Raw genomic sequence first — 22,827 nt, 5'->3', positions numbered from 1 at the left:
GCATTCAGGAAGTCGCGACGTTCTCGGTCGACGTGTCCGGTCCGCACGGCAAGGTGGCGGTGTCCAACGCGCACGGCACCGTGACCGGTGCGGCCGGTGGTGTGCTGCTGCGTCCGTTCGCCCGCCTGATCTCCAAGGCCGGTGACAGCGTCACCACCTACGGTGAACCCTGGAACATGAACAAGCAGGGGAGGCGGTCGGAGCGCCACGTCCGGGTCCGACACGCTCATCGTTGACCCCTAGCGATGGCGGAACCCGTCGTGCTGCGTGGCGCGCCGACCCCGCGGCCTGGAAGGATAGCGCGTCGATGAAGGTCCTGCTGGTCGAAGACGAGCCGCGGCTGGCGTCGACGCTGGCGACCGGGCTGCGCGCCGAGGGCTGCGTCGTCGTCACCGCCTCCGACGGCGACGACGGGCTTTGGCATGCCGTCGAGGACGAATTCGACGTGGTCGTGCTCGACATCATGTTGCCCGGTCTGAGCGGCTACGAGGTCCTTCGCCGCATGCGCGAAAGCGACGTGTGGACGCCGGTGATGATGCTGACGGCCAAGGACGGCGACTACGACCAGGCCGACGCCTTCGACCTCGGCGCCGACGACTATCTGACCAAGCCGTTCTCGTTCATCGTGCTGGTGGCGCGGCTGCGCGCGCTGGTTCGTCGCTGCGCTCCACAGCGTCCCGCGGTGTTGACCGCCGGAAGTCTGTCGCTGGACCCGTCGCGCCGGGTGGTGGAGCGTTCTGACACGCCAATTACGTTGACCCCCAGGGAATACGGGCTGCTCGAGTACCTGATGCGAAACAAAGACACCGTCGTCAGCAAGACCGAGATACTGCAGCACGTGTGGGACGCGCACTACAACGGCCCCGACAACGTGGTCGAGGTGTACGTCGGCTACGTGCGCCGCAAGATCGATATCCCATTCGGCACCAACACCATTGAAACCATTCGCGGCATGGGCTATCGGCTGGAGTCCGGCACCTATGTCAACGGCAACTGAATCGTCATACGTGTGCCGCCACCCGGCCGGTCGTCGGCCGTCACGCTGCCATGATGCGCCGCAACGATTTCGCGCACGATCGCGAGCCCGAGACCGGCACCACCTCCGCTTCGTGAACGATCCGGGTCCAGCCGAACGAAGCGATCGAACACCCGCTCCCGATCGGCTGCGGGGATGCCAGGACCATCGTCGGCGACGCTGACAACGGCATCGCCGCCACCGGATGCAACCGCTACGTCGATCCGTGACACCGCATGCAACGCCGCGTTTTCGAGCAGGTTGCGGAGGACCCGCGCCAGGGCCGTGGCGTCCCCGACGAGCCGAATCGGAGTGAGCTCGGTGTGAACATCCAAAGACGTTTCACGCCTTAGCCTTTGCGCCTCATCGGCGGCGAGGTCGTCAAGATCGACGTCCTCATGGCGAATCATGAGTCCGCGCTCGTCGGCGCGGGCCAACAACAAGAGGTCCTCGACGAGCGCCTGCATGCGGTGTGCCTCCGGAATCAACGTGCCTGCGGCGAGCTCCGTGTCGAGCAACTCAGGGTGAGCGACGGCAACCTCCAATGCGGAAATGATCGTGGCAAGCGGGCTGCGCAGCTCGTGTGACGCGTCTCCGACGAATCTCTGCTGCGCCGCGTGCCCGGCTTCGATGCGGGCAAGCATCTCGTTCATGGTCTCGGCCAACGCCGCTATCTCGTCGCGGCTTTCGGGCACCGGCACCCGCTCGGCAAGATCGGATGTGCTGATGTCGGCCACCCGCGACCGGATCGCGTCGACGGATCGCATCGACCGCGCCACGAGCATGTAGGTGGCACCCGCAGAGACAGCGATGACGATCGGGGCGGCGATCGCCAGCGCGATGATGACGGTCTTCACCGCCGATGTGACAACCTGGCTGCCCTCACCGACCAGCACGGTGTACCGGGCGCCGCCAGGGGCCGACACGGTCTGGGCGCTGAACCGGATCCGGCCGAACGGCGAAGCGTGTTCTGGTATCCCGATATGCAGGCCGTTGCCGATCTCGGAGATCGGGAGCATCGGCGTGTCCGGCGCTGAATCCGACTGCTTGACCACCCTGCCGTCTGCCGAGATGACCTGCACGGCAAGAATGCGCTCATCGGTACGCAGCCCGTGCGGCTCCATCTGATTAACGCCGTCGGTCTCGACCTCTGCGGCCACGTCGGACACTCGTGCGGCCGCGCTGCTGTCGATGCCGGACAGCATCGACCGGTACAACACCGCGGCCAGACCGGAACCGGCCAAGGTCAGCGCGATGAACACCACCGTCGCCGCGACGAACGCGGAACGTGCCGAGATCCCCCAGTTCCACGGCCGCCACCATGTCGCGTTCCGTCCGGCCATCTGGGTCAGTCCACCACTGCAGCTCGATTTTTGCCATATCGGGCCACTGAACGGCCACCGCGGCCGCAATCGCGCACAACATTGCCCGTGTCCGACATGCGAGAGGTGCTCGAGATGGAGACGTCCTACAGGTACTGCCCCAGGTTCGATTCGGTGTCGATGGCGCGCGACGCGCTCGACGACTTGCCGGTGACCAGCGTGCGGATGTAGACGATCCGCTCGCCCTTCTTGCCCGAGATCCGTGCCCAGTCATCGGGATTGGTGGTGTTGGGCAGGTCCTCGTTCTCGGCGAACTCGTCGACGATCGAGTCGAGCAGGTGCTGGATGCGCAGACCGGGCTGACCGGTCTCCAACACGGCCTTGATCGCGTTCTTCTTCGCCCGGTCGACCACGTTCTGGATCATCGCGCCGGAGTTGAAGTCCTTGAAGTACATGACTTCCTTGTCACCGTTGGCGTAGGTGACTTCCAGGAACCGGTTGTCGTCGATCTCGGCGTACATCCGGTCGACGACCTTCTCGATCATCGCCTTGATGCAGGCCGACCGGTCGCCGTCGAACTCGGCGATGTCGTCGGCGTGTACCGGCAGCGTCTCGACCAGATACTTCGAGAAAATGTCTTGCGCCGCTTCGGCATCCGGCCGCTCGATCTTGATCTTCACGTCGAGACGCCCGGGCCGCAGGATTGCCGGATCGATCATGTCCTCGCGGTTGGAGGCGCCGATGACGATGACGTTCTCGAGTCCCTCCACCCCGTCGATCTCGCTGAGCAACTGCGGGACGACGGTGGTCTCGACATCGGAGGAGACCCCGGTGCCGCGGGTGCGGAAGATCGAGTCCATCTCGTCGAAGAAGACGATCACCGGCGTCCCTTCCGACGCCTTCTCGCGGGCGCGCTGGAAGATCAGCCGGATGTGCCGCTCGGTCTCGCCGACGAACTTGTTCAGCAGCTCCGGGCCCTTGATGTTCAGGAAGTACGACTTCGCCTCGCGGGCGTCGTCGCCGCGCACCTCGGCCATCTTCTTGGCCAGCGAGTTGGCGACCGCCTTGGCGATCAAGGTCTTACCGCAGCCGGGCGGGCCGTAGAGCAACACACCCTTCGGCGGGCGCAGCGCGTACTCGCGGTAGAGCTCCTTATGCAGGAACGGCAGTTCGACGGCGTCGCGGATCTGCTCGATCTGGCGGGTCAGACCGCCGATGTCCTGGTAGCTGACGTCCGGCACCTCTTCGAGGACCAGGTCTTCGACCTCGGCCTTGGGGATGCGCTCGAAGGCGTAGCCGGCTTTGGTGTCGACCAGAAGGGAGTCGCCGGGGCGCAGCTTGCGGGGTTTGGTGTCGTCGTTGAGCGCGTCGGGAACGCCGTCCGGCAAATCCTCGGCGACCAGCGGCTCGGCCAACCACACGATGCGTTCCTCGTCGGCGTGGCCGACCACGAGCGCCCGGTGCCCGTCGGCCAGCACCTCGCGCAAAGTGGAGATCTCGCCGACCGATTCGAACGTGCCGGCCTCGACGACGGTCAGGGCCTCGTTGAGCCGGACCGTTTGGCCCTTCCGCAGCACGCCGACCTCGATGTTGGGCGAGCAGGTGAGGCGCATCTTGCGACCCGAGGTGAACACGTCGACCGTGTCGTCGTCGTGCGCCCCCAGCAGAACGCCGTAGCCGCTGGGCGGTTGACCGAGCCGGTCGACTTCTTCGCGCAGCGCCAACAGTTGCTGGCGGGCCTCTTTGAGGGTCTCCATTAACTTTGAGTTTCGGGCCGCAAGGGAGTCGATGCGGGCTTCGAGTTGATGCACATCGCGGGCCGAGCGGGTGCCGGCGTGCGATCCATCTGCGTGCTCCAGTTGCTCGCGCAGCACTGCTAGCTCATGGCGTAACTGTTCCAATTCGGCAGCATCGTCGCTGGACATACTGATTTCACCGGCATTACCGAATGCTTCAGAACGCTCTGAGTCACCCATGTTGCGCTCCTTTCCCGCCCCGAAATGTGCGGTGGTACTTCAACGCTACCGGCGATTGCCGGTTGATGTGCGGAGTCAAATGCTCACGAAAAGTTAAGACTTTGGTTCCACTGGTAATCTCGGCCACGAATCTTGCCGAGCGAAAGGACAGCCGTGGCCCTAAAAGCCCTTGCCATGGGCTACGCCGGCACCGTCTTCTCCGGAACGGCAGGCCCGGTGTGACTTCCATTGCACCCGTTGGCCCGACGGCGGGCACGAACTCCTAGACCAGAACGAACCGGATGCACCGACGCTTGTCCGTTGCGCTGACTGCCGTCACGGCGGTGGCGGCAGTCGGTCTCGCCGGATGCTCGCACACCGGGCCCAAGGTCGTGTCGACCTCCTCGTCGGCGGTCCCGGTGACCTCGACCCCGCTGATCGTCGCGGCTCCCCCGACCGCGCCGCTGCCCGGGCCCGACGCCCTGATCGACGTGCTGAACCGGCTCGCGGACCCGAACGTGCCGGGCATCAACAAGGTGAACCTCGTCGAGGGCGCGACGCCCGACAGTGCGGGCACCCTGGACAAGTTCACCAACGCGCTGCGGGACAACGGCTACCTCCCGATGACCTTCGCGGCGAACGACGTCGCCTGGTCGGACAAGAATCCGTCCCACGTGGTGGCCACCGTCACCGTCAAGACCGCCCACGCGAACAACGGCAACTTCACCTTCCCGATGGAGTTCACCCCCTTCGCGCCCGCGCAAGAGGGGTGGCAGTTGTCCCGCCGAACCGCGGAAATGCTGCTGGCGCTGGGCAACTCGGCCACGGGGACGACGCCGCCCGCCAGCCCGGCTCCCGCCCCCGAGCCGGCCCCGGAGCCAACAGCTCCGCCGTCGCCGACTCCCCCGGGCTAGCTCCGATGTGGATCGGCTGGCTGGAGTTCGATGTGTTGCTGGGCGACGTGCGGTCACTCAAACAGAAGCGGTCGGTGATTCGTCCCGTCGTCGCCGAGTTGCGGCGCAAGTTCAGCGTTTCGGCAGCCGAAACCGGCGCGCAGAAGCTGTATCGACGGGCGGGCATCGGCGTGGCCGTGGTGTCCGGCGAACGCAGCCAGGCCGTCGACGTGCTCGACGCGGCCGAACGCCTGGTGGCGGCGCATCCCGAGTTCGAGCTGCTGTCGGTGCGGCGTTCGCTGCTACGCAGCGATGACTAACACGGAGGGACTAACCGTCGCGGCCCTCGCGCTTCCGACCCAGGGGCGCCGGCGCGACGACACCCGGTGCGAGCCGTCGCGTAAATATCAGGAACGCGGTGTGCCCGCGCATCGAGTGCTGCGGCCGAACGGCCAGCCCGACGACGTTCCAGCCGCGTTGCAGCGTCTCCCACGCGCGGGGCTCGGTCCAGCACTGCTGAACCCGCAGGGCTTCCACCGTCCGCGACAGCTGGGTGACGGTGGCCACGTAGATCAACAGCACGCCGCCGGCGATCAGCAGGCGCGATGCCGCGTCGAGCACCTCCCACGGCGCGAGCATGTCGAGCACCGCCCGGTCAAAGGAGCCGTCGGGCAGGTCGGAGTCCGCGAGGTCGCTGACGATCAGTTGCCAGTTGACGGGTAGACCGCCGGAAACGCCGTGGAAGGTGGCCACGTTGCGCCGGGCGTGTTCGGCGTGGTCAGCGCGCTGCTCGTAGGAGACCACGCGCCCTTCGGGCCCGACGGCGCGCAGCAGCGAGCACGTCAGCGCGCCGGATCCGGCCCCGGCCTCGAGCACCCGTGCGCCCGGGAAGATGTCGCCCTCGTGCACGATCTGGGCGGCGTCCTTGGGGTAGATCACCTGCGGCCCGCGGGGCATCGACATCACGTAGTCGACGAGCAGCGGGCGCAGCACGAGGAAGAGGGCGCCGTTGCCCGATTTGACCACGCTGCCCTGCTCCAGCCCGATCACCGCGTCGTGTGGGATCGACCCGCGATGGGTGTGAAACTCCGCGCCGGGGGTGAGGCACATGGTGTAGTGCCGCCCCTTGGCGTCGGTGAGTTGGACGCGTTCGCCAACTGTGAACGGGCCGGTCGCGGGCACGCCGTCCAGCGTGCCAGCCGACTCGCCGCAACCGGTGCTTGGGGGTTGTCGGTGCCCGGTTCTAGGCTTTGGACGTGATCGGGAAATGACGGACCAGCTGGAGGGACGCGCACGCCCGGCGCTATCACCGTCGCGCGCGGCGGACTTCAAGCGGTGCCCGTTGCTGTACCGCTTCCGGGCGATCGACCGGCTGCCCGAGGCGCCGTCGACGGCGCAGCTGCGGGGTTCGGTGGTGCATGCCGCGTTGGAGCAGCTTTATGGCCTGCCCGCCGGGATGCGCGGCCCCGACACCGCCACCTCGCTGGTGGAGCCCGCCTGGGACCGGGTGATCGCCGCCGAGCCCGACCTGGCCGGCGACGTGGATCCCGAGCAGCGAACCGAACTGCTGGCCGAGGCGCGCGCGCTGCTCGCGGGCTACTACCGACTGGAGGACCCGACCCGGTTCGACCCGCAAAGCTGCGAAGAGCGCGTCGAGGTCGAACTCGCCGACGGCACGCTGCTGCGTGGCTTCATCGACCGGATCGACGTCGCCGCCACCGGCGAGCTGCGGGTGGTCGACTACAAGACCGGGAAGGCGCCGCCCGAAGCCCGAGCGCTGGCCGAGTTCAAGGCGATGTTCCAGACGAAGTTCTACGCGGTGGCGCTGCTGCGTTCCCGCGGCGTGCTGCCCACCCGGCTGCGGATCATCTATCTGGCCGACGGCCAGGTGCTGGACTACGCGCCGGACCATGACGAGCTGCTGCGCTTCGAGAAGACGCTGATGGCGATCTGGCGGGCCATCCAGTCCGCGGCGCCGACGGGCGACTTCCGCCCCAGCCCGTCGCGGTTGTGCGAGTGGTGCCCCCACCAGCAGCACTGTCCGACCTTCGGGGGAACCCCGCCCCCCTACCCCGGGTGGCCGGATGTTGCAGGCGCGCAAGCTGTTTCGCATCCGACCGAACCGGCGGCATGATCGGCTGCTTTTACCGACGCCCCCCCGAAGGCGAATATCAAGCCTTCAGGCCCACCGACTTCACCCGCGGTAACTGGAGCCCCGAACTCCGGCACGGCTCGCCTCCGTTGGCGCTGCACTCCAGCGCCGGAGATAGTCCGTCTAGTCGAGAGGCGACATCTCCTGCAGCATCGTGGGAATGAGTTCGCTGACGGTGGGGTGGATGTGCATCGTGCGCGACAGCGTGGTGTACGGCGCTTTGGCTGACATGACGTCCAGAATGGCGTGAATCGCCTCGTCGCCGCCGACCCCGAGGATGGCGGCCCCCAGGATCTCGTCGGTTTCGGCGTCCACCACCACCTTCATAAAGCCTTGCGTCTCACCCTTTTCCACTGCCCTGCCCACGCGGGTCATCGGCCGCTTGCCGACCAACGCCTTGCGGCCCGATGCGCGGACCTGACTCACGGTCATGCCGGCGCGACCCAGCGGCGGGTCGATGTAGAGCGCATAGGTGGTGATGCGGTCGCTCACCCGGCGCGGGTCGTTGTCGAGCAGATTGGCGGCGACGATTTCGAAATCGTTGTACGACGTGTGGGTGAAGGCGCCCTTGCCGTTGCAGTCGCCCATCGCCCAGATGTGATCGACGCTGGTCTTGAGCTGGTCGTCGACGACGATGTAGCCGCGGTCGGTCTGCACCCCGGCCGCCTCGAGACCCAGGTCGTCGGTGTTGGGTAGCCGCCCTACCGCCGCCAGCAGATTGCTCCCGGCGATGGGGGCGGCACCGGCTCGCGGCGTGAGTTCAAAACCGTTAGCCGTCTTGGTGATTCGCACGTCGTCGGCGCCGACGACGACGTCAATGCCCTCGGCCTCCAAGATCTCCCGGACCGTGGCGGAGACGTCCTCGTCTTCGCGCGATGCCAGCCGCGGGCCGCGCTCGACCACGGTCACCCGGGCCCCGAAGCGCCGGTACATCTGCGCAAACTCCAGCGCGATGTAGCTGCCGCCGACGATGACGAGATGCGTTGGCAGCGTGTCGAGTTCGAGGATCGACACGTTGGTGAGGAACTCGACGTCGGACAGTCCCGGGATGTCTGGCACCACGGCGCGGCCGCCGACGTTGAGGAAGATTCGCTCGGCGTGCAGCAGGTCGCCGTTGACGCTGATGGTGTGCGGGTCTTCGAAGCGGGCGTGACCGCGAAAGACGGTGCAGCCGTCCATGCCCTCCAACCAGCTTTCGACGCCCTTACGGTCGGTGAGCATGATGTCGTCTTTGCGCGCCTTGACTTTCGCCATGTCGACGCTGACCGTCCCGGTCCCCACGCCGTATTCGGCGCCGCGCCGGGCCAAGTGGGCGGCATGCGCGCTGGCCACCAGGGTCTTGGTCGGGATGCAGCCGTTGTTGACGCAGGTGCCGCCGATCAGCTTGCGCTCGATGATCGCGACGCGCTGCCCGGCCGCCGTCAGGCGACCCGCCAGCGGCGGGCCGGCCTGCCCGGCGCCAACGATGATCGCGTCGAAATGCTCCGTCACTTAACTGCCGTCAGCAGGTACTCGGTCAGCACGTGACCCGTCACCGCAACGATGGCGAACCCGCCCAAGATCGCGACCGCGTCCTCGAGCAGCGCGATCGGCAGGTCCCTACCGGCCACGGCGGCCAGACGTTTGCGCGCCTGATAGCCGCCGAGGGTGCCCAGCACCGCCCCGATGACGCCCGCGCCCAGCGCGGAGAAGGTCCAGTGCGGCCACGCGCCCAGCGCCGCGCCCGCCAACCCGCCCGTGATGATCCGGGCGGCGAAGATCGGTGGCGCCGTGCGGGCCGGCGTCTTGGGCAGCTTGTCGTTGACCAGTTCGCCGACGGCGAGCACGGTGAAGACAATGGCCGTGATGATGTTGGACATCCAGGACGCCCACGTGCCGTGCAGATCGATCCAACCAAGAGCAGCGGGGCAGGCGGCCCAGGCGACCACGGCGGGAGCCGTCATCGAACGCAACCCGGCGACGACACCGATCAGTAAAGCCAGCAGCAGAATAAGCGCGTGTGTCACGGAGATCCTCCTGAGGGGACGAACAGTCCGGCGACGATAAGGGGCGACTACCCCAGGGCGGACGCTAACACAGCCGGGTGCTCGGCAGGGTGATCAGAACCGGCAGAACCTGATGTCGGACGCGAGAATCGCTTTGGCGCCGATGGCGGCGAGCTCGTCCATGATCTCGTTGACGCCACGGCGGGGCACCAGGGCGCGGATCGCCACCCAATCCGGATCGGCGAGTGGGGCGATGGTCGGCGACTCGAGTCCCGGCGTGATCGACGTCGCCTCTTCCAGGACCGAGCGCGGGCAGTCGTAATCGAGCATCAGGTATTGCTGGCCGAACACCACCCCCTGGATCCGCGCGACCAGCTGCTCGCGCGCCGCTTCGGTGCCGCCATGGCCGTCGCGACCGTCGCGCTCGATCAGCACCGCCTCGGAATCGCACAGCGGCTCACCGAAGGCCACCAGGTCGTGCAGGCCCAGGGTGCGCCCGGACCCCACCACGTCGGCGATGGCGTCGGCCACCCCGAGCTGCACCGAGATCTCCACCGCACCGTCGAGCCTGATGACCGTGGCCTCAATGCCCTTTTCCCCCAAGTCCTTTCGGACTAAGTTCGGGTACGCGGTGGCGATCCGTTTGCCGGCCAGGTCGGCCGTCGTCCAGTGACGGCCGGCCGGGCCGGCGTAACGGAAGCTCGACGACCCGAAACCCAACGCCAGGCGTTCGCGCACCGGTGCATCGGAGTCGCGCACCAGGTCCCGCCCGGTGATGCCGAAATCCAGCTCTCCCGAACCGACGTAGATGGCAATGTCCTTGGGCCGCAGGAAGAAGAACTCGACCTGGTTGACGGGGTCGACGACGGTGAGGTCCTTGGAATCGGTGCGGCGTCGGTAGCCGGCCTCCGAGAGGATCTCGCTGGCCGGCTCGCTCAGCGTGCCTTTGTTGGGAACCGCAACCCGCAGCATGCTCACAGCTTCCGGTAGATGTCGTCGAGGGACAGTCCGCGCGCGATCATGAGCACCTGCGTCCAGTACATCAACTGGCTGATCTCCCCGGCCAGTGCGTCGTCGGGTTCGTGTTCGGCGGCGAGCCATACCTCGCCGGCTTCCTCCAGGATCTTCTTGCCCAGCCCATGAATGCCGCCATCCAGCGCGGCGACCGTGGCGCTGCCGGCCGGCCGGGTGCGGGCACGATCGCCAAGCTCGGCGAACAGATCCTCGAAGGTCTTCACGGCCAGCGATTGTTTCACGTGCCGGCCAGCAAAGTCACGGCGGTTTATCAGTGGCGACGTACGGTGTTGGAGTCCTCGATCGCCATGCACGATGCCGTCTCGGCGCCCAGTGCGAACTCAACCAACGCCAGCCTCAGTCCTCCGGGTTGTAGCCGAGGTTGGGGCCCAGCCAGCGCTCCGCCTCCTGAAGGGTCCACCCCTTGCGCTTCGCGTAGTCGGCGACCTGGTCCTGGGCCATCCGGCCGACCACGAAGTACTGCGACTGCGGGTGCGAGAAGTACCAGCCGCTGACGGCGGCACCGGGCCACATCGCCATCGACTCGGTCAGCTCGATGCCGGTCCGCTCCTGGACGTCCATCAACTTCCAGAGCGTCACCTTCTCGGTGTGCTCCGGGCAGGCCGGGTAGCCGGGGGCAGGCCGGATTCCCACGTACTTCTCACCGATCAGCGACTCGTTGTCCAGCTGCTCGTCAGGCTGAAATCCCCAGAACTCTTTGCGGACTCGTTGGTGCATCCGTTCGGCGAACGCCTCTGCCAGCCGGTCAGCGAGCGACTCCAGGAGAATCGCGCTGTAGTCGTCGTTGGCTGCCTTGAACTCGGCGATCTTGCCCTGGCTGCCGAGCCCCGTGGTGACGGCGAAGGCGCCGACATAGTCAGCCAGACCGGTGTCCTTGGGCGCGATGTAGTCGCCCAGCGACCGGTTCGGGATGCCGGCCCGGTGCTCGCCCTGCTGGCGCAGGTTATGCAACGTGGTCATCACCTCGGTACGGGTCTCGTCGGTGTAGACCTCGATGTCGTCGCCGACCGCGTTCGCCGGGAAGAACCCGATCACCCCGTTGGCAGTCAGCCACTTCTCCTTGATCAGGGTGTCGAGCATCTCCTGGGCGTCGTCGTACAGCTTGCGGGCAGTCTCGCCCGAGACCGGGTTGTTGAGGATGTCGGGGAACCTGCCCTTCATCTCCCAGGCGTTGAAGAACGGCTGCCAGTCGATGTATTCGCGCAACTCGGCGAGGTCGTAATCGTGGAAGTTGCGCACGCCGAGGCCCTGGGCGGGCACCGGCGGCGTATAGCCGTCCCATTCGATCGGCGTCCGGTTCGCGCGGGCTTTTTCCAGCGTCAGCATCGGCCGCTCGTTCTTCTGGGCGTGCCGTTCGCGAAGAGATGCGTAATCCTTCTCGGTGGCCTCCAGCAGGGCTGGACGCTGCTTGTCGTCGAGCAGCGCAGCAGCGACCGGCACCGAGCGGGAAGCGTCCTTGACCCAGACCACCGGACCGCTACGACGCGGCGACACCTTCACGGCCGTGTGGGCGCGCGAGGTGGTCGCGCCACCGATCAGCAGCGGGATCTCCAGGCCCTGACGCTCCATCTCGACGGCGAAGTTGACCATCTCGTCCAGGGACGGGGTGATCAGGCCGGACAGCCCGATGATGTCGGCGTTGTGCTCCTTCGCCGCGTCGAGGATCTTCTGGGCAGGCACCATCACACCGAGGTCGATCACGGTGTAGTTGTTGCACTGCAGGACGACCCCGACGATGTTCTTGCCGATGTCGTGGACGTCGCCCTTCACGGTCGCCATCACGATCGTGCCGTTGGTGTCCCCACCTCCACCAACACCTGGGGTGGCGCCGGTCTGCTCCTTCTCCGCCTCGATGTATGGCAGCAGGTACGCAACAGCCTTCTTCATCACTCGGGCCGACTTCACGACCTGGGGCAGGAACATCTTGCCCGAGCCGAAGAGATCGCCGACGACGTTCATGCCGTCCATCAGCGGGCCCTCGATCACCTCGATCGGGCGACCACCTGCGGCGGAGATCTCGGCCCGCAATTCCTCGGTGTCGGCATCGACGTGGGCGTCGATGCCCTTGACCAGGGCGTGCGTGATCCGCTCGCGGACCGGGAGGCTGCGCCACTCGGCTGCCACCGGGTCCTCGCCCTTCTCATCGCTGTTGAACCGTTCGGCGATTTCCAGGAGCCTTTCGGCCGCATCCTCGCGACGGTTCAGGACGACGTCCTCGATGCGATCCCGCAGCTCGGGGTCGATCGAGTCATAGGGCACCAGCGCGCCCGCGTTGACGATGCCCATGTCCAGGCCGGCCTTGATGGCGTGGAACAGGAACACCGCGTGGATCGCCTCGCGGACGGGGTTGTTGCCCCGGAACGAGAACGACACGTTCGAGATGCCGCCGGAGATGTGCACCCCCGGCAGGTTTTCCTTGATCCAGGCGCAGGCCTCGATGAAGTCGATCCCGTACGTCGCGTGCTCCTCGATACCGGTCGCCAGCGCGAAGCAGTTCGGGTCGAAGATGATGTCCTCGGGCGGGAAGCCGACCTCTTCGGTCAGGATCCGGTAGGCGCGCCCGCAGATCTCCTTGCGGCGCTCCAAATTGTCGGCTTGGCCCTGCTCGTCGAAGGCCATCACGACGACGGCGGTGCCGTACTTGCGGCACAGCCGTGCCTCGCGGATGAACTTCTCTTCGCCCTCCTTCATGGAGATCGAGTTGACGATCGGCTTGCCCTGCACGTTCTTCAGGCCCGCCTCGATGACGTCCCACTTGGAGGAGTCGATCATCACCGGGACGCGGCTGATATCCGGCTCGGCCGCGATCAGCTTGGTGAACCGGTCCATCGCGGCGACGCCGTCGATCATGCCCTCGTCCATGTTGATGTCGATGACCTGCGCACCGACCTCGACCTGCTGCAGGGCGACCGATAGCGCGGTGTCGTAGTCCTCGGCCTTGATCAGGTTGCGAAACCGGGCGGAGCCGGTGATGTTGGTGCGCTCACCGATGTTCACGAACAGGGAGTCGTCGGTGATGTTGAGCGGCTCCAGACCCGAGAGCCGGGTGGCCACCGGGATCTCCGGCAGCTCGCGCGGCGGTTTGCCCTCGACGACCTTGGCGATCTCGGCGATGTGCGGCGGCGCCGTTCCGCAGCAACCACCGACCAGGTTGACCAAGCCGGCCTCGGCGAAATCGGCGATGTAACCGGCCTGAGCCTCCGGGGACTCGTCGTACTCGCCGAAGGCGTTGGGCAGGCCGGCGTTCGGGTAGCAGGAGACGAAGGTGTCCGCGATCCGCGACATCTCGGCGATGTAGGGCCTCATCTCCGGCGCACCCAGGGCGCAGTTGAGGCCGACCGCGATCGGCTTGGCGTGCCTGATCGCGTTCCAGAATGCTTCGGTGACCTGGCCGGACAACGTCCGCCCGGAGGCATCGGTGATGGTGCCCGAGATGATCACCGGCCAGCGGCGTCCGCGGTCCTCGAACAGCGTCTCGACGGCGAACACCGCCGCCTTGGCGTTCAGCGAGTCGAAGATCGTCTCGATGATGAGGAGGTCGGCGCCGCCGTCGACCAGGCCGTTGGCGGCTTCGAGGTAGGCAGCGACCAGCTGGTCGTAGGAGACGTTGCGGGCTCCGGGATCGTTGACGTCCGGTGAGATCGACGCGGTGCGCGTCGTCGGCCCGGTTGCGCCGGCCACGTAGCGCGGCTTCTCCGGGGTGCTGAATTCGTCGGCTGCCTTGCGGGCCAGGGCAGCGCCGGCGTAGTTCAGCTCGTAGCTCAGGTCAGCCATGTCGTAGTCGGAGAGCGAGACCGCGTTCGCGTTGAACGTGTTGGTCTCGAGGATGTCGGCGCCCGCCTCGAGGTACTCGCGGTGGATGCCCTCGATGATCTGCGGCTGCGTCAGGGTAAGCAAGTCGTTATTGCCCTGAAGAGCGGTCGGCCACTCCGTGAACCGGTCGCCGCGGTAGCCGGCCTCGTCCGGCCGCTCCCGCTGAATCGCCGTGCCCATCGCGCCGTCGATCACCATGATCCGCTGGCGCAGAGCTGCCGTCAGTTCGTCGGTGCAGTCGGAGCGGATGTTCGGCTCAAAGGCGTTCACGTACGTTCCTTCCGTAACGGAAGGCGTCCTTGACTCTGCCGAGCGTGGCGGATACCGGCAGGGAACCGGAACCGTTGCAACGCCTCTCGACCAGAAGAGTCTACGTCGTCACCCGACGTCTGGACGCCCAGCTCGACCCGACCCGCTTGGCGATCGCGGTGCCCTTGAGCGCCAGCTCGCGAATCTTGTCGGCAATGTCGTAGCTATCAAGGAAAACCAGATTGCAGCCGAACGTATTTCGTCTCGACCGCGTCGACGCCGGTTTTTGAAGTCGTCCGGCGTCAGGTCGGCGGCCTGCAGCTGGGTACCCATCGCGCCGTCGCCGACCACCACCCGCCCCGCCAAGGCGTCGAGGATGTCGGTGTCGTAGCGGTGTTTGTTAGCGGCAGTCACGCCACAAGGATAGTCGGCCTATGAAATAGGCCCCAGTGGTTGACAGCTCTCTGACAGGCAACGCCGAACATCGGCGTCAAAGGCCGTACGCTGATTTCTGTGACTCTGCCGGATCGTGGCCCGGATGGCCGCGCGCTGCCCGAACTGCACAACACCATCGTCGTGGCGGCGTTCGAGGGCTGGAACGACGCCGGCGACGCGGCCAGCGATGCGCTCGAGCACCTCGATGCCATCTGGGAAGCCGACCCGATCGTGGAGATCGACGACGAGGCGTATTACGACTACCAGGTGAATCGCCCGGTCATCCGCCAGATCGACGGGGTCACCCGGGAGCTGGTGTGGCCGGCGATGCGGATCACCCACTGCCGGCCACCGGGCAGCGACCGCGACGTCGTGTTGATGCACGGCGTGGAGCCCAATATGCGCTGGCGCACGTTCTGCGCCGAGTTGCTGGCCATCGCCGACAAGCTCAACGTCGACACCGTCGTCATCCTCGGGGCCCTGCTGGCCGACACCCCGCACACCCGGCCGGTGCCGGTCTCGGGTGCGGCCTACTCCCCCGAATCGGCGAAACGCTTCGGCCTCGAGGAGACCCGCTACGAGGGCCCGACCGGGATCGCCGGGGTGTTCCAGGACGCCTGCGTGGCCGCCGGCATCCCCGCGGTGACGTTCTGGGCCGCGGTGCCGCATTACGTGTCCAACCCGCCGAACCCGAAGGCGACGGTGGCGCTGCTGCGCCGCGTGGAGGACGTGCTCGACATCGAGGTCCCGCTGGGTGACCTGCCGGCGCAGGCCGAGGAGTGGGAGCAGGCGATCACCGAGATGGCCGCCGAGGACGAGGACCTGGCCGAATACGTGTCGTCGCTGGAGCAGCGCGGCGACGCCGAGGTCGACATGAACGAGGCCCTGGGCAAGATCGACGGCGACGCGCTGGCGGCGGAATTTGAGCGTTACTTGCGCCGCAGGCGCAAATAGTCCGCCGAACGTCGACTAGTTGGGTGAAAAACCGCCCGTTTGGCGCAACGACTCGACGTTGAACGCAGACATGGAGCGGCCGAGCGCGGCGGCCTCGGCGTCCATCCGGGGCAACAGCTCGGCGGTGGTCTTGCGAATGGGAAGTTCGCCGACGGGGGTTGACAGCACCGGCTTGAGCCACCGGAACAGGCCCACCCAGCGCGGGCAGTAGATGCGGTCGGCGCGGGCCTCGATGCCCTTGACGAACGCGTCCGCGCACGCATCGACGGTGGTGGTCTTGTTCAACGGCCACGGCAGCCTCGCCAGCAGTTCGCCGAACGAGGGCATGTCGGCCTTGCTGTCGCGGACCAGGGCGGTGTCGATCCAGGACATGTGCGCCGAGCCCACGCCGACGCCGAGGTGCCCGACCTCTAGCCGCAGCGCGTTGGCGAGGATCTCGATGCCGGCCTTCGACGCGTTATACGGCGCCAGCCCCGGGGCCGCCGCGTATGCGGCCAGCGACGAGACGATCAGCACGTAGCCGCGGCGGTCGATCACCGCCGGCAGCGCGGCGCGCACGGTGTGGAAGACGCCGAGCACATTGATGTCCAGCACCCGTTTGACCGCGTCCGGGTCGACATGCAACAGCGACCCGCAGCTGATGATGCCGGCGTTGGCCACGGCGACGTCGATGCCGCCGAAGCGTTCGACGGCCTTGGCGGCGGCGGCCTGCATGGCGGGCAGGTCGCGCACGTCGGCGACCGCGGTCAGCACGCGGTCCTCGCCGAGCTCCGCGGCCAGCGCCTTCAGCTCGCCCTTGTCCAGGTCGATCAGCACCAGTTTGGCGCCCCGGGCGCTCAGCCGACGGGCCACCTCGGCCCCGATGCCCCGGGCGCCGCCGGTGATGAAGACAACTTTGTCCTGCAGTGATGTCATGGCCGACAACGTACCTCGACTAGCCCAGCGCCGGTTACGGGTCCACCCCGAGCAACGCATCGACCGCGGTGGCCGCCAGTCGGCAACCCGACGTCGTCGCCGCCGCGGCGGCGCATCCGTAGCTAGTCATTCAGCGCCGCAAGTGCTTTGGGCGGTGGAGGCGGTCAGTGAGGGGACGCCTGGATGACGGTGCCCGGGACAACATTGCCCGGTGACCGGCTGCGCGGCGCGAGCTGGTATCGCACGCTCACCCAATCATAATGGGCAACAGGAAAACCGAAGTTTCGACCGGCGCCTGAGCCGCATGCGAAGCACTCCTTGAGGGCGCACGCCGGCTAGCCCAAGGCACCCAGCCGGAGAGAGGTAGCACATTCATCGGCGCGACTCGTGCGGGACCTGCGCGACAGACCAATCGCCGAAGTGCAATGGCGAGCGGGACTGGTACGTTCGAGTCGTGGCCGGCAAATACTCAGGGTCGACTGGCCGACGCCGTTGACGAGGCACCCGGTGTTCAAAACCGCGATCCTCTTTGGCGACGGAGGGATTGGCAAGCTGTTGCGGGCAGTACTCGCGGGAGACGTCCAGTCGCTGACCATCGTGGATCTGCACCCTTCCCGCGGAGGTTCCGACAACGCGAGTGCAGATAACGTCTGCCGAATAGTCGCCGACGTAACCAGACCGTTAGAGCACAGACTGCAGATCAGGCTTGCGTCTGCAGAGCTGGTCATTTGCGCATTGCCCGAGGACGCAATCGTGGCGGCTCTGCCACAGGTGATGGCGGCCGTACCGACAGGGGCACTGGTAGTCGACACGGCCTCAGTCAAGTCGCCCCTGCCGGTGTTGTGGAGCTCGGCCGGGCGCTCGATCCTCAGCATCAACCCAATGTTCGCGCCTTCACTTTCCCCTGTCGGCCGGTGCGTGCTTTCAGTCGCTGCCGGTCGGCCCGGCCGGCAAGAAGAATTTCTGAAACTGTTGCGGCGCAAAGGCATGGTGGTCATGCAATTGGCGGACGCCGATGAGCATGACCGGCTCACCGCGGTCACCCAAGCCGGTGTGCACGCAGCAACTCTCGCCTACGGATTGACCCTCGCGGGGGCTGGTTTCAGCGGGGAGCAGATTGCCGAACTCGCGCCCCCGCCGTGCCGTCAGCAGTTAATGCTGCTGGCGCGCATGGTCGGTCAACCACCCGAGGTATACCAAGACATTCAGCGGTCGAACTCGCACGCGGAGCAAGTACGGGCTGAGTTGATTGAGAACATAGCCCGCGTTGGCCACCTCGCGATAATGGACGATCTGGGATCGGCGATTGGCGAGATTGCGAAGTGGCTTGGACCTGCGCGCGTTCCGCTGGCGGAGCTCTGCCAGAAAGTTTACGACGAACTGGCCGCTCCGGCCTCGACGAAGGCGGCCGAGTCCGCTGGACAGGACTTGTAGCCGGTGACGCAATGCACCGCCTATGTCGGGTTGCCCGCGCGGCAGTGTGAATGCCCGTCCATCAGGTTCGGTCCGACACCACCAAAACGGTCAGGCGCCAGAACCACGGTCATGTGCCAGCCTGTCGCGAAGGCTCTTCGGCCGTATATCGGTCCAGTTTTGTTCGATGTAGTCCAAACACGCTGCGCGGTCCGCCTCGCCGTAAACAGCCCGCCAGCCAGCTGGAACATCGGCGAAGGCCGGCCACAGGCTGTGTTGCTCCTCGTCGTTGACCAAGACCAAAAAGGTGCCTTTGTCATCGTCGAAAGGATTGGTGCTCATCGGTTCTCCAGACCATTTAGTCGGACAAGGGAACCGTACCGGACACTAAGAGGCTCGGCGCGGCGTTTCGACCGAGGAAATCGGGCCAGGACCACTCGATATGTCCGACTTGAGCACTTAATCAACTGCGGCGGCTACTCAAGGGGGCTAGGCAACCTGTCCAGCTGCGCCCAGACCGTTACCATCCCATATCGCGTCGGCAAAGATCGATATCAAATAGTCGATATGGAGACGATCTGCGTGGTTTACTCGTCACGTCCGCTTGCGCTCCGCGGGGCGTGGCTCGAGTGAGGTACCCGCCGCATGGCCATCCTGCGACACCCACCTCATTCGGCAGGCCCTCCGCTTGCCGCCATCTTGCCTGCTCAAGCGGCCGCGAAGTCGGCGTGACGAGAGTGGGGGTGATGCGACTTTCATGGGTGTTCTGCGGCGGGTGTGGATTCCGTTGGTGATACTGGCGGTGATCGGTGTGGGGGGACTGACTGTCTCACGACTGCATGGCGTGTTCGGGTCTGAAAACCGCCCTAAGTATGCCGACACCAACGTCAGCGAAAGCACACCTTCCGATCCGACGCATCTTACGTACGAGGTCTTCGGTGCCCCAGGAACGGTGGCAGACATCAGTTATTTCGACATAAATGGTGACCCGCAGCTTGTTCACGGCGCAACCCTGCCGTGGACCTCAACTTTCACGACCACCTCGGCCCTCATGGGCAGTCTTGTCGCGCAGGGTGACACTGGCACTATCGGATGCCGCATCGTGGTCAACGGGGTGGTCCAAGCCGAGAAGGTCACGCACGAACCGAGCGCCTTCACCTTCTGCCTGCTGAAGCCCACATGAGTGACGAGCACATGCACGATCAACGCACCACGCACCCGTTCTTCGCGCGGATGATTCATCGATTTTCGTTGGTCTTCATGCTGGCGTGGTTGGTGATCATCGTCATCTTGACTCTGGGCGTCCCCTCGCTCGAGCAGGTCGAGAAAGAGCATTCGGTAACGCTGACTCCCAACGATGCGCCGTCGATCAAGGCGATGAAGCGCATGGGCGAGGACTTCAAGGAATCCAGCACCGACAGCGTGGCGCTGATCGTTTTGGAAGGTCATCAACCCCTTGGGCCGGACGCTCACAAGTATTACGACAGGTTGGTTCGTCAGCTGAAAGACGATCCGAAGCATGTGCAGCACATTCAGGATTTTTGGGGTGATCCGCTCACGGCGGCCGGCGCGCAGAGCACCGATGGTAAGGCCGCGTATGTCCAGGTGAATCTCGCTGGCAACGTGGGCCAGCCGTTGTCCAATGAATCGGCCGAGGCCGTCCAAAACATCGTGGCACGGACGCCGGCGCCGCCGGGGGTCACGGCGTATGTCACCGGTCCCGCGGCGCTCACCGCGGATATGTTCCGCAGTGGCGACAAGACGGTCGCCAAGATCATAATCGTGACGGTCGCAACGATCCTCATCATGTTGCTACTTGTGTACCGTTCGGTCATCACCGTAGTTGCTTTGTTGCTGATGGTCGGCATAGAGCTGCTGGCAGCGCGCGGAATCGTCGCATTCCTTGGCCATCACGGGCTTATCGGGCTTACCACCTATGCCGTGAATCTCCTGGTCTCCCTTGGGATCGCGGCTGGCACGGACTACGGCATATTTTTCATCGGGCGGTACCAAGAGGCACGTCAGGCCGGCGAGGATCGGGAAACCGCTTTCTACACCACCTACCGCGGGGTCGCGCACGTCGTCTTGGCGTCCGGTTTGACTATCGCGGGAGCGGTTTTCTGCCTCAGCTTCACCCGGTTGCCCGTTTTCCGGCCCCTGGGCGTGCCCTGCGCAGTGGGCATGCTGGTCGCGATCGTGGTGGCGCTCACGCTGGTTCCGGCAGTCATTGTCACCGGCAGCCGCTTTGGGCTGTTCGATCCCAAGCGCGTTATCAGGGTCCGCAGGTGGCGACGACTAGGCACGGCGATTGTCCGCTGGCCCGTGCCCATTCTGACCGCCTCACTCGCGATCGCCCTCATCGGTCTTTTGGCCCTACCCGGATTCAAAGTCCAGCTCAACGACCGGCTGTCTATACCCAAAAACTTCCCCGCCAATCAGGGGTATTTAGCCGCAGAGCGGCATTTTCCCGAGTCGCGAATGGAGCCCGAGATCTTATTGGTCGAAGCGGACCACGATCTGCGCAATCCGGCAGACTTCTTGGTATTGAACAAACTAGCCAAGGCCGTTTTCGCCGTTCCGGGAATCTCGAGGGTACAGACCATAACTCGGCCCGAAGGAACTCCGATCGAACACACATCGATACCCTTCTTGATGAGCATGCAGAACGCCGGCCAAGTCCAGGGCATGCAGCTCCAGAGGGCACGCATGGGTGAGATACTCAAACAGGCCGACAATATCACCGCGACAATCGGAACGATGTCGAACATGTACAATTTGATGAAACAGTTCCAGGGCGTGACGCATGGCATTGTCAGTAAAACAAAGGAACTGTCAGTAATCACCGATAAGTTGCGAGATAACATCGCGGATTTTGATGACGTCTGGAGACCCATTCGTAGTTACTTTTACTGGGAAAGGCACTGCTACGATATTCCCATCTGCTGGTCGCTGAGGTCAATATTCGATGCGACGGACGGCGTCGACCTAGTCAGTGAGAAGATCCATCAACTCATACCGGATCTCGACCAAATAGACGTGCTCTTCCCGCAACTGCTCGCCCAGTTCCCGGAAATCATCAAGACCATGGAGAGCATGCGGAGCATGATGCTGGCCATGTACAGCACCATGTCCGGGTTTTTTGCTGAGATGGACGAGACAAATTCGAACACTTCGGCAATGGGGAAGGCGTTCGACGCATCCAAAAATGACGAATCCTTTTACCTTCCTCCGGAAGTTTTCCAGAACAAAGACTTCCAGCGCGCCGAGAGCTTGTTCCTGTCGCCGGACGGGAAGGCGGTGCGCATGATCATTTCGCATCGGGGCGATCCCCTGACGGCCGAGGGCATTTCGCATGTCAACGCCATAAAGACAGCGGCGGAGGAGGGGCTCAAGGGAACCCCGTTGGAGAACGCGAGGATCTACGTCACCGGTACGGCGGCGACCGTGAAAGACCTGTGGGACGGGTCCAAATATGATCTGGCGATTGCGGGAGTCGCTGCCCTCTGCCTTGTCTTCATCATTATGCTGATCATCACGCGAAGCTTTATCGCGGCATTGGTCATTGTGGGCACGGTGGTTCTTTCGCTGGGCGCCTCCTTCGGGCTTTCCGTGCTAGTTTGGCAGTATCTTCTGGGCATCCAATTGCATTGGGAAGTGCTCGCGATGGCTATCATCGTGTTGCTGGCCGTGGGCTCTGACTACAACTTGCTTCTGGTGTCCCGGTTGAAACAAGAGATCGGAGCCGGCATCAACACCGGCATCATCCGCGCAATGGGCGGTACGGGCAAGGTCGTGACCTCCGCGGGCCTGGTGTTCGCCTTCACCATGGCGTCGATGATGGTCAGTGATCTGCGCATCATCGCCCAAGTTGGCACCACCATCGGTCTGGGTCTGTTGTTCGACACACTGGTGGTGCGCTCGTTCATGACGCCGTCGATCGCCGCGCTTCTCGGGCGCTGGTTCTGGTGGCCCCTGAACGTGCGACCACGCCCCGCAAGTTCCATGCTCCGCCCCTACGGACCGCGCCCACTGGTACGTTCCTTGCTGGCCACACCGCCACTGACGGTACGCGCTGCATCTTCGCCCGACGGCGAGAAGCGAAAAGCCGCGCGACAGTAGCTGTTAACCGGCCGGATTGGCCCGCAAGGTAACGCCGGCGTTGAGATGAAGGATTCGCGCAGCGCTCACTGAATCGCGTTCTACCGCGGTGAACCCGTCGACTGACTGCGGACCACCATCCCGATTGATATCCGCGAGCCGGGCGACCCACCGTTCGGCAACCGGGTGAACGGTTGCCACGCCACGGCAGGCCGGGGTCATGCTGATGATTCCAGCCGGGGGCAGATTGGGTTCGGAATCGTTGATGGATTAGGGCGAGCAGGAATTGCGCCTGCAGGGAGCCCATCGAGGCACCGAAACAACGGTGCGGTCCGGCACCGAAGGGAAGGAATGCGAGATTCGGTGTCGGCGGACATGAAAAAATGCCCACTGGCGGACATGGAAATGCCCGTTCGCGGCCAATAAGAACTGCCCACCGGCGGACACGAAAGTGCCCGCAGGCGGCCATGAATCTGCCCAGACCTACCTTGATCCCGCCCGGCGCGTCAGCGCCGTGGCGGCCTCTCCTGTGGTTTCGATGTCGATGCCTAGTCGAATCGAAACCCGCAGGAGAGACCTACTTGAAGTCTGAC

Annotated in this window: 19 protein-coding genes and 1 pseudogene; 9 read left to right on the top strand and 11 right to left on the bottom strand. The window is 65.1% G+C overall.

Translation table 11 applies throughout. The features are described 5' to 3' along the window. Positions 1-236 (top strand): MspA family porin (locus JWP83_RS03645; RefSeq protein ID WP_297725905.1); only part of this gene is annotated, 236 nt, incomplete at its 5' end. A 71-nt stretch (positions 237-307) separates the two neighbouring features. Then, positions 308-997 (top strand): response regulator transcription factor, encoded by a 690-nt coding sequence (locus tag JWP83_RS03640; RefSeq protein WP_297725902.1) that lies wholly within the window; start codon positions 308-310, stop codon positions 995-997. Here the strand turns inward: JWP83_RS03640 and JWP83_RS03635 are convergent. After that, positions 979-2,358 (bottom strand): HAMP domain-containing sensor histidine kinase, encoded by a 1,380-nt coding sequence (locus JWP83_RS03635; RefSeq protein WP_297725899.1) that lies wholly within the window; start codon positions 2,356-2,358, stop codon positions 979-981. The genes JWP83_RS03640 and JWP83_RS03635 overlap by 19 nt on opposite strands. Positions 2,359-2,483: 125 nt before the next feature. Beyond that, on the bottom strand, positions 2,484-4,313 hold the full coding sequence (gene arc / locus JWP83_RS03630) for a proteasome ATPase (RefSeq protein ID WP_297725896.1): 1,830 nt from the start codon (positions 4,311-4,313) through the stop codon (positions 2,484-2,486). A 281-nt stretch (positions 4,314-4,594) separates the two neighbouring features. On the opposite strand from arc, the gene JWP83_RS03625 reads away from it, so the two are divergent. Then, positions 4,595-5,206, top strand: a complete 612-nt coding sequence (locus JWP83_RS03625) for a hypothetical protein (protein WP_297725893.1) — start codon at positions 4,595-4,597, stop codon at positions 5,204-5,206. 5 nt (positions 5,207-5,211) lie between these two features. After that, positions 5,212-5,505 carry a DUF503 family protein gene (locus JWP83_RS03620; RefSeq protein ID WP_297725891.1) on the top strand — a complete coding sequence of 98 codons (294 nt, stop codon included), beginning with the start codon at positions 5,212-5,214 and terminating at the stop codon, positions 5,503-5,505. Positions 5,506-5,515: 10 nt separating this feature from the next. Here JWP83_RS03620 and trmI read toward each other — a convergent pair whose 3' ends face one another. Next, a complete protein-coding gene (trmI, locus tag JWP83_RS03615; RefSeq protein ID WP_297725888.1) occupies positions 5,516-6,367 on the bottom strand; it encodes a tRNA (adenine(58)-N(1))-methyltransferase TrmI in 852 nt (283 codons plus the stop codon). A gap of 85 nt (positions 6,368-6,452) precedes the next feature. Here trmI and JWP83_RS03610 point away from each other — a divergent pair, with 85 nt between their 5' ends. Next, positions 6,453-7,319, top strand: a complete 867-nt coding sequence (locus tag JWP83_RS03610) for a RecB family exonuclease (protein ID WP_297725886.1) — start codon at positions 6,453-6,455, stop codon at positions 7,317-7,319. Positions 7,320-7,460: 141 nt separating this feature from the next. Here the strand turns inward: JWP83_RS03610 and JWP83_RS03605 are convergent, their stop codons facing one another. From JWP83_RS03605 to metH, 5 genes are all read right to left on the bottom strand, one after another. After that, on the bottom strand, positions 7,461-8,828 hold the full coding sequence (locus JWP83_RS03605) for an FAD-containing oxidoreductase (protein ID WP_297725883.1): 1,368 nt from the start codon (positions 8,826-8,828) through the stop codon (positions 7,461-7,463). After that, entirely contained in the window at positions 8,825-9,343 is a 519-nt protein-coding gene (locus JWP83_RS03600; RefSeq protein ID WP_297725880.1) for a DUF4126 domain-containing protein, read from the bottom strand. Before JWP83_RS03600 ends, JWP83_RS03605 begins: the two co-directional genes overlap by 4 nt. A 93-nt stretch (positions 9,344-9,436) precedes the next feature. Continuing rightward, positions 9,437-10,294: an ATP phosphoribosyltransferase gene (gene hisG / locus JWP83_RS03595; RefSeq protein WP_297725877.1), complete on the bottom strand. Its 858-nt coding sequence runs from the start codon at positions 10,292-10,294 to the stop codon at positions 9,437-9,439. Between the two features lie 2 nt (positions 10,295-10,296). Then, positions 10,297-10,578: a phosphoribosyl-ATP diphosphatase gene (locus JWP83_RS03590; protein WP_297725874.1), complete on the bottom strand. Its 282-nt coding sequence runs from the start codon at positions 10,576-10,578 to the stop codon at positions 10,297-10,299. Between the two features lie 115 nt (positions 10,579-10,693). Continuing rightward, positions 10,694-14,368 carry a methionine synthase gene (gene metH, locus JWP83_RS03585; RefSeq protein ID WP_297725907.1) on the bottom strand — a complete coding sequence of 1,225 codons (3,675 nt, stop codon included), beginning with the start codon at positions 14,366-14,368 and terminating at the stop codon, positions 10,694-10,696. A gap of 564 nt (positions 14,369-14,932) precedes the next feature. Here metH and JWP83_RS03580 point away from each other — a divergent pair. Beyond that, the gene (locus tag JWP83_RS03580; protein ID WP_297725871.1) at positions 14,933-15,808 is read left to right on the top strand and encodes a PAC2 family protein; all 876 of its coding nucleotides are present in this window, start codon (positions 14,933-14,935) and stop codon (positions 15,806-15,808) included. Positions 15,809-15,823: 15 nt separating this feature from the next. Here the strand turns inward: JWP83_RS03580 and JWP83_RS03575 are convergent, their stop codons facing one another. Continuing rightward, positions 15,824-16,723, bottom strand: a complete 900-nt coding sequence (locus JWP83_RS03575; RefSeq protein WP_297725868.1) for an SDR family oxidoreductase — start codon at positions 16,721-16,723, stop codon at positions 15,824-15,826. Positions 16,724-17,230: 507 nt separating this feature from the next. Between JWP83_RS03575 and JWP83_RS03570 the strand changes: the two genes are divergently transcribed. Further along, on the top strand, positions 17,231-18,157 hold the full coding sequence (locus tag JWP83_RS03570; protein WP_297725865.1) for a prephenate dehydrogenase/arogenate dehydrogenase family protein: 927 nt from the start codon (positions 17,231-17,233) through the stop codon (positions 18,155-18,157). A gap of 90 nt (positions 18,158-18,247) precedes the next feature. On the opposite strand, the gene JWP83_RS03565 is transcribed toward JWP83_RS03570, so the two are convergent. After that, the gene (locus tag JWP83_RS03565) at positions 18,248-18,478 is read right to left on the bottom strand and encodes an MbtH family protein (RefSeq protein ID WP_297725862.1); all 231 of its coding nucleotides are present in this window, start codon (positions 18,476-18,478) and stop codon (positions 18,248-18,250) included. 415 nt (positions 18,479-18,893) lie between these two features. On the opposite strand from JWP83_RS03565, the gene JWP83_RS03560 reads away from it, so the two are divergent. Together JWP83_RS03560 and JWP83_RS03555 are read left to right on the top strand one after the other, a co-directional pair. After that, positions 18,894-19,319 carry an MmpS family transport accessory protein gene (locus JWP83_RS03560; protein ID WP_297725859.1) on the top strand — a complete coding sequence of 142 codons (426 nt, stop codon included), beginning with the start codon at positions 18,894-18,896 and terminating at the stop codon, positions 19,317-19,319. After that, on the top strand, positions 19,316-22,255 hold the full coding sequence (locus JWP83_RS03555; RefSeq protein WP_297725856.1) for an RND family transporter: 2,940 nt from the start codon (positions 19,316-19,318) through the stop codon (positions 22,253-22,255). Before JWP83_RS03560 ends, JWP83_RS03555 begins: the two co-directional genes overlap by 4 nt. A 229-nt stretch (positions 22,256-22,484) precedes the next feature. Here the strand turns inward: JWP83_RS03555 and JWP83_RS31145 are convergent. Continuing rightward, positions 22,485-22,703 (bottom strand): annotated as a pseudogene (locus JWP83_RS31145) (cytochrome P450); the annotation flags it as partial. Positions 22,704-22,827: the final 124 nt, after the last annotated feature.

The sequence above is a fragment of the Mycobacterium sp. genome (assembly GCF_025965855.1).
In the GTDB taxonomy this organism is placed as follows: domain Bacteria; phylum Actinomycetota; class Actinomycetes; order Mycobacteriales; family Mycobacteriaceae; genus Mycobacterium.
Note: the sequence above shows the minus strand (reverse complement) of the source record. Positions and strands in the feature narration are given on the sequence as shown.

Bases quoted from the DNA above. Each gene is read 5' to 3' on its own strand.
- JWP83_RS03635 (WP_297725899.1), bottom strand. From the start codon at position 2,358: ATGGCCGGACGGAACGCGACATGGTGGCGGCCGTGGAACTGGGGGATC.
- hisG (WP_297725877.1), bottom strand. From the start codon at position 10,294: ATGCTGCGGGTTGCGGTTCCCAACAAAGGCACGCTGAGCGAGCCGGCC.
- arc (WP_297725896.1), bottom strand. From the start codon at position 4,313: ATGGGTGACTCAGAGCGTTCTGAAGCATTCGGTAATGCCGGTGAAATC.
- JWP83_RS03555 (WP_297725856.1), top strand. From the start codon at position 19,316: ATGAGTGACGAGCACATGCACGATCAACGCACCACGCACCCGTTCTTC.
- JWP83_RS03560 (WP_297725859.1), top strand. From the start codon at position 18,894: ATGGGTGTTCTGCGGCGGGTGTGGATTCCGTTGGTGATACTGGCGGTG.
- metH (WP_297725907.1), bottom strand. From the start codon at position 14,368: ATGGTGATCGACGGCGCGATGGGCACGGCGATTCAGCGGGAGCGGCCG.
- JWP83_RS03625 (WP_297725893.1), top strand. From the start codon at position 4,595: ATGCACCGACGCTTGTCCGTTGCGCTGACTGCCGTCACGGCGGTGGCG.
- JWP83_RS03610 (WP_297725886.1), top strand. From the start codon at position 6,453: ATGACGGACCAGCTGGAGGGACGCGCACGCCCGGCGCTATCACCGTCG.
- JWP83_RS03640 (WP_297725902.1), top strand. From the start codon at position 308: ATGAAGGTCCTGCTGGTCGAAGACGAGCCGCGGCTGGCGTCGACGCTG.
- JWP83_RS03565 (WP_297725862.1), bottom strand. From the start codon at position 18,478: ATGAGCACCAATCCTTTCGACGATGACAAAGGCACCTTTTTGGTCTTG.
- JWP83_RS03575 (WP_297725868.1), bottom strand. From the start codon at position 16,723: ATGACATCACTGCAGGACAAAGTTGTCTTCATCACCGGCGGCGCCCGG.
- JWP83_RS03620 (WP_297725891.1), top strand. From the start codon at position 5,212: ATGTGGATCGGCTGGCTGGAGTTCGATGTGTTGCTGGGCGACGTGCGG.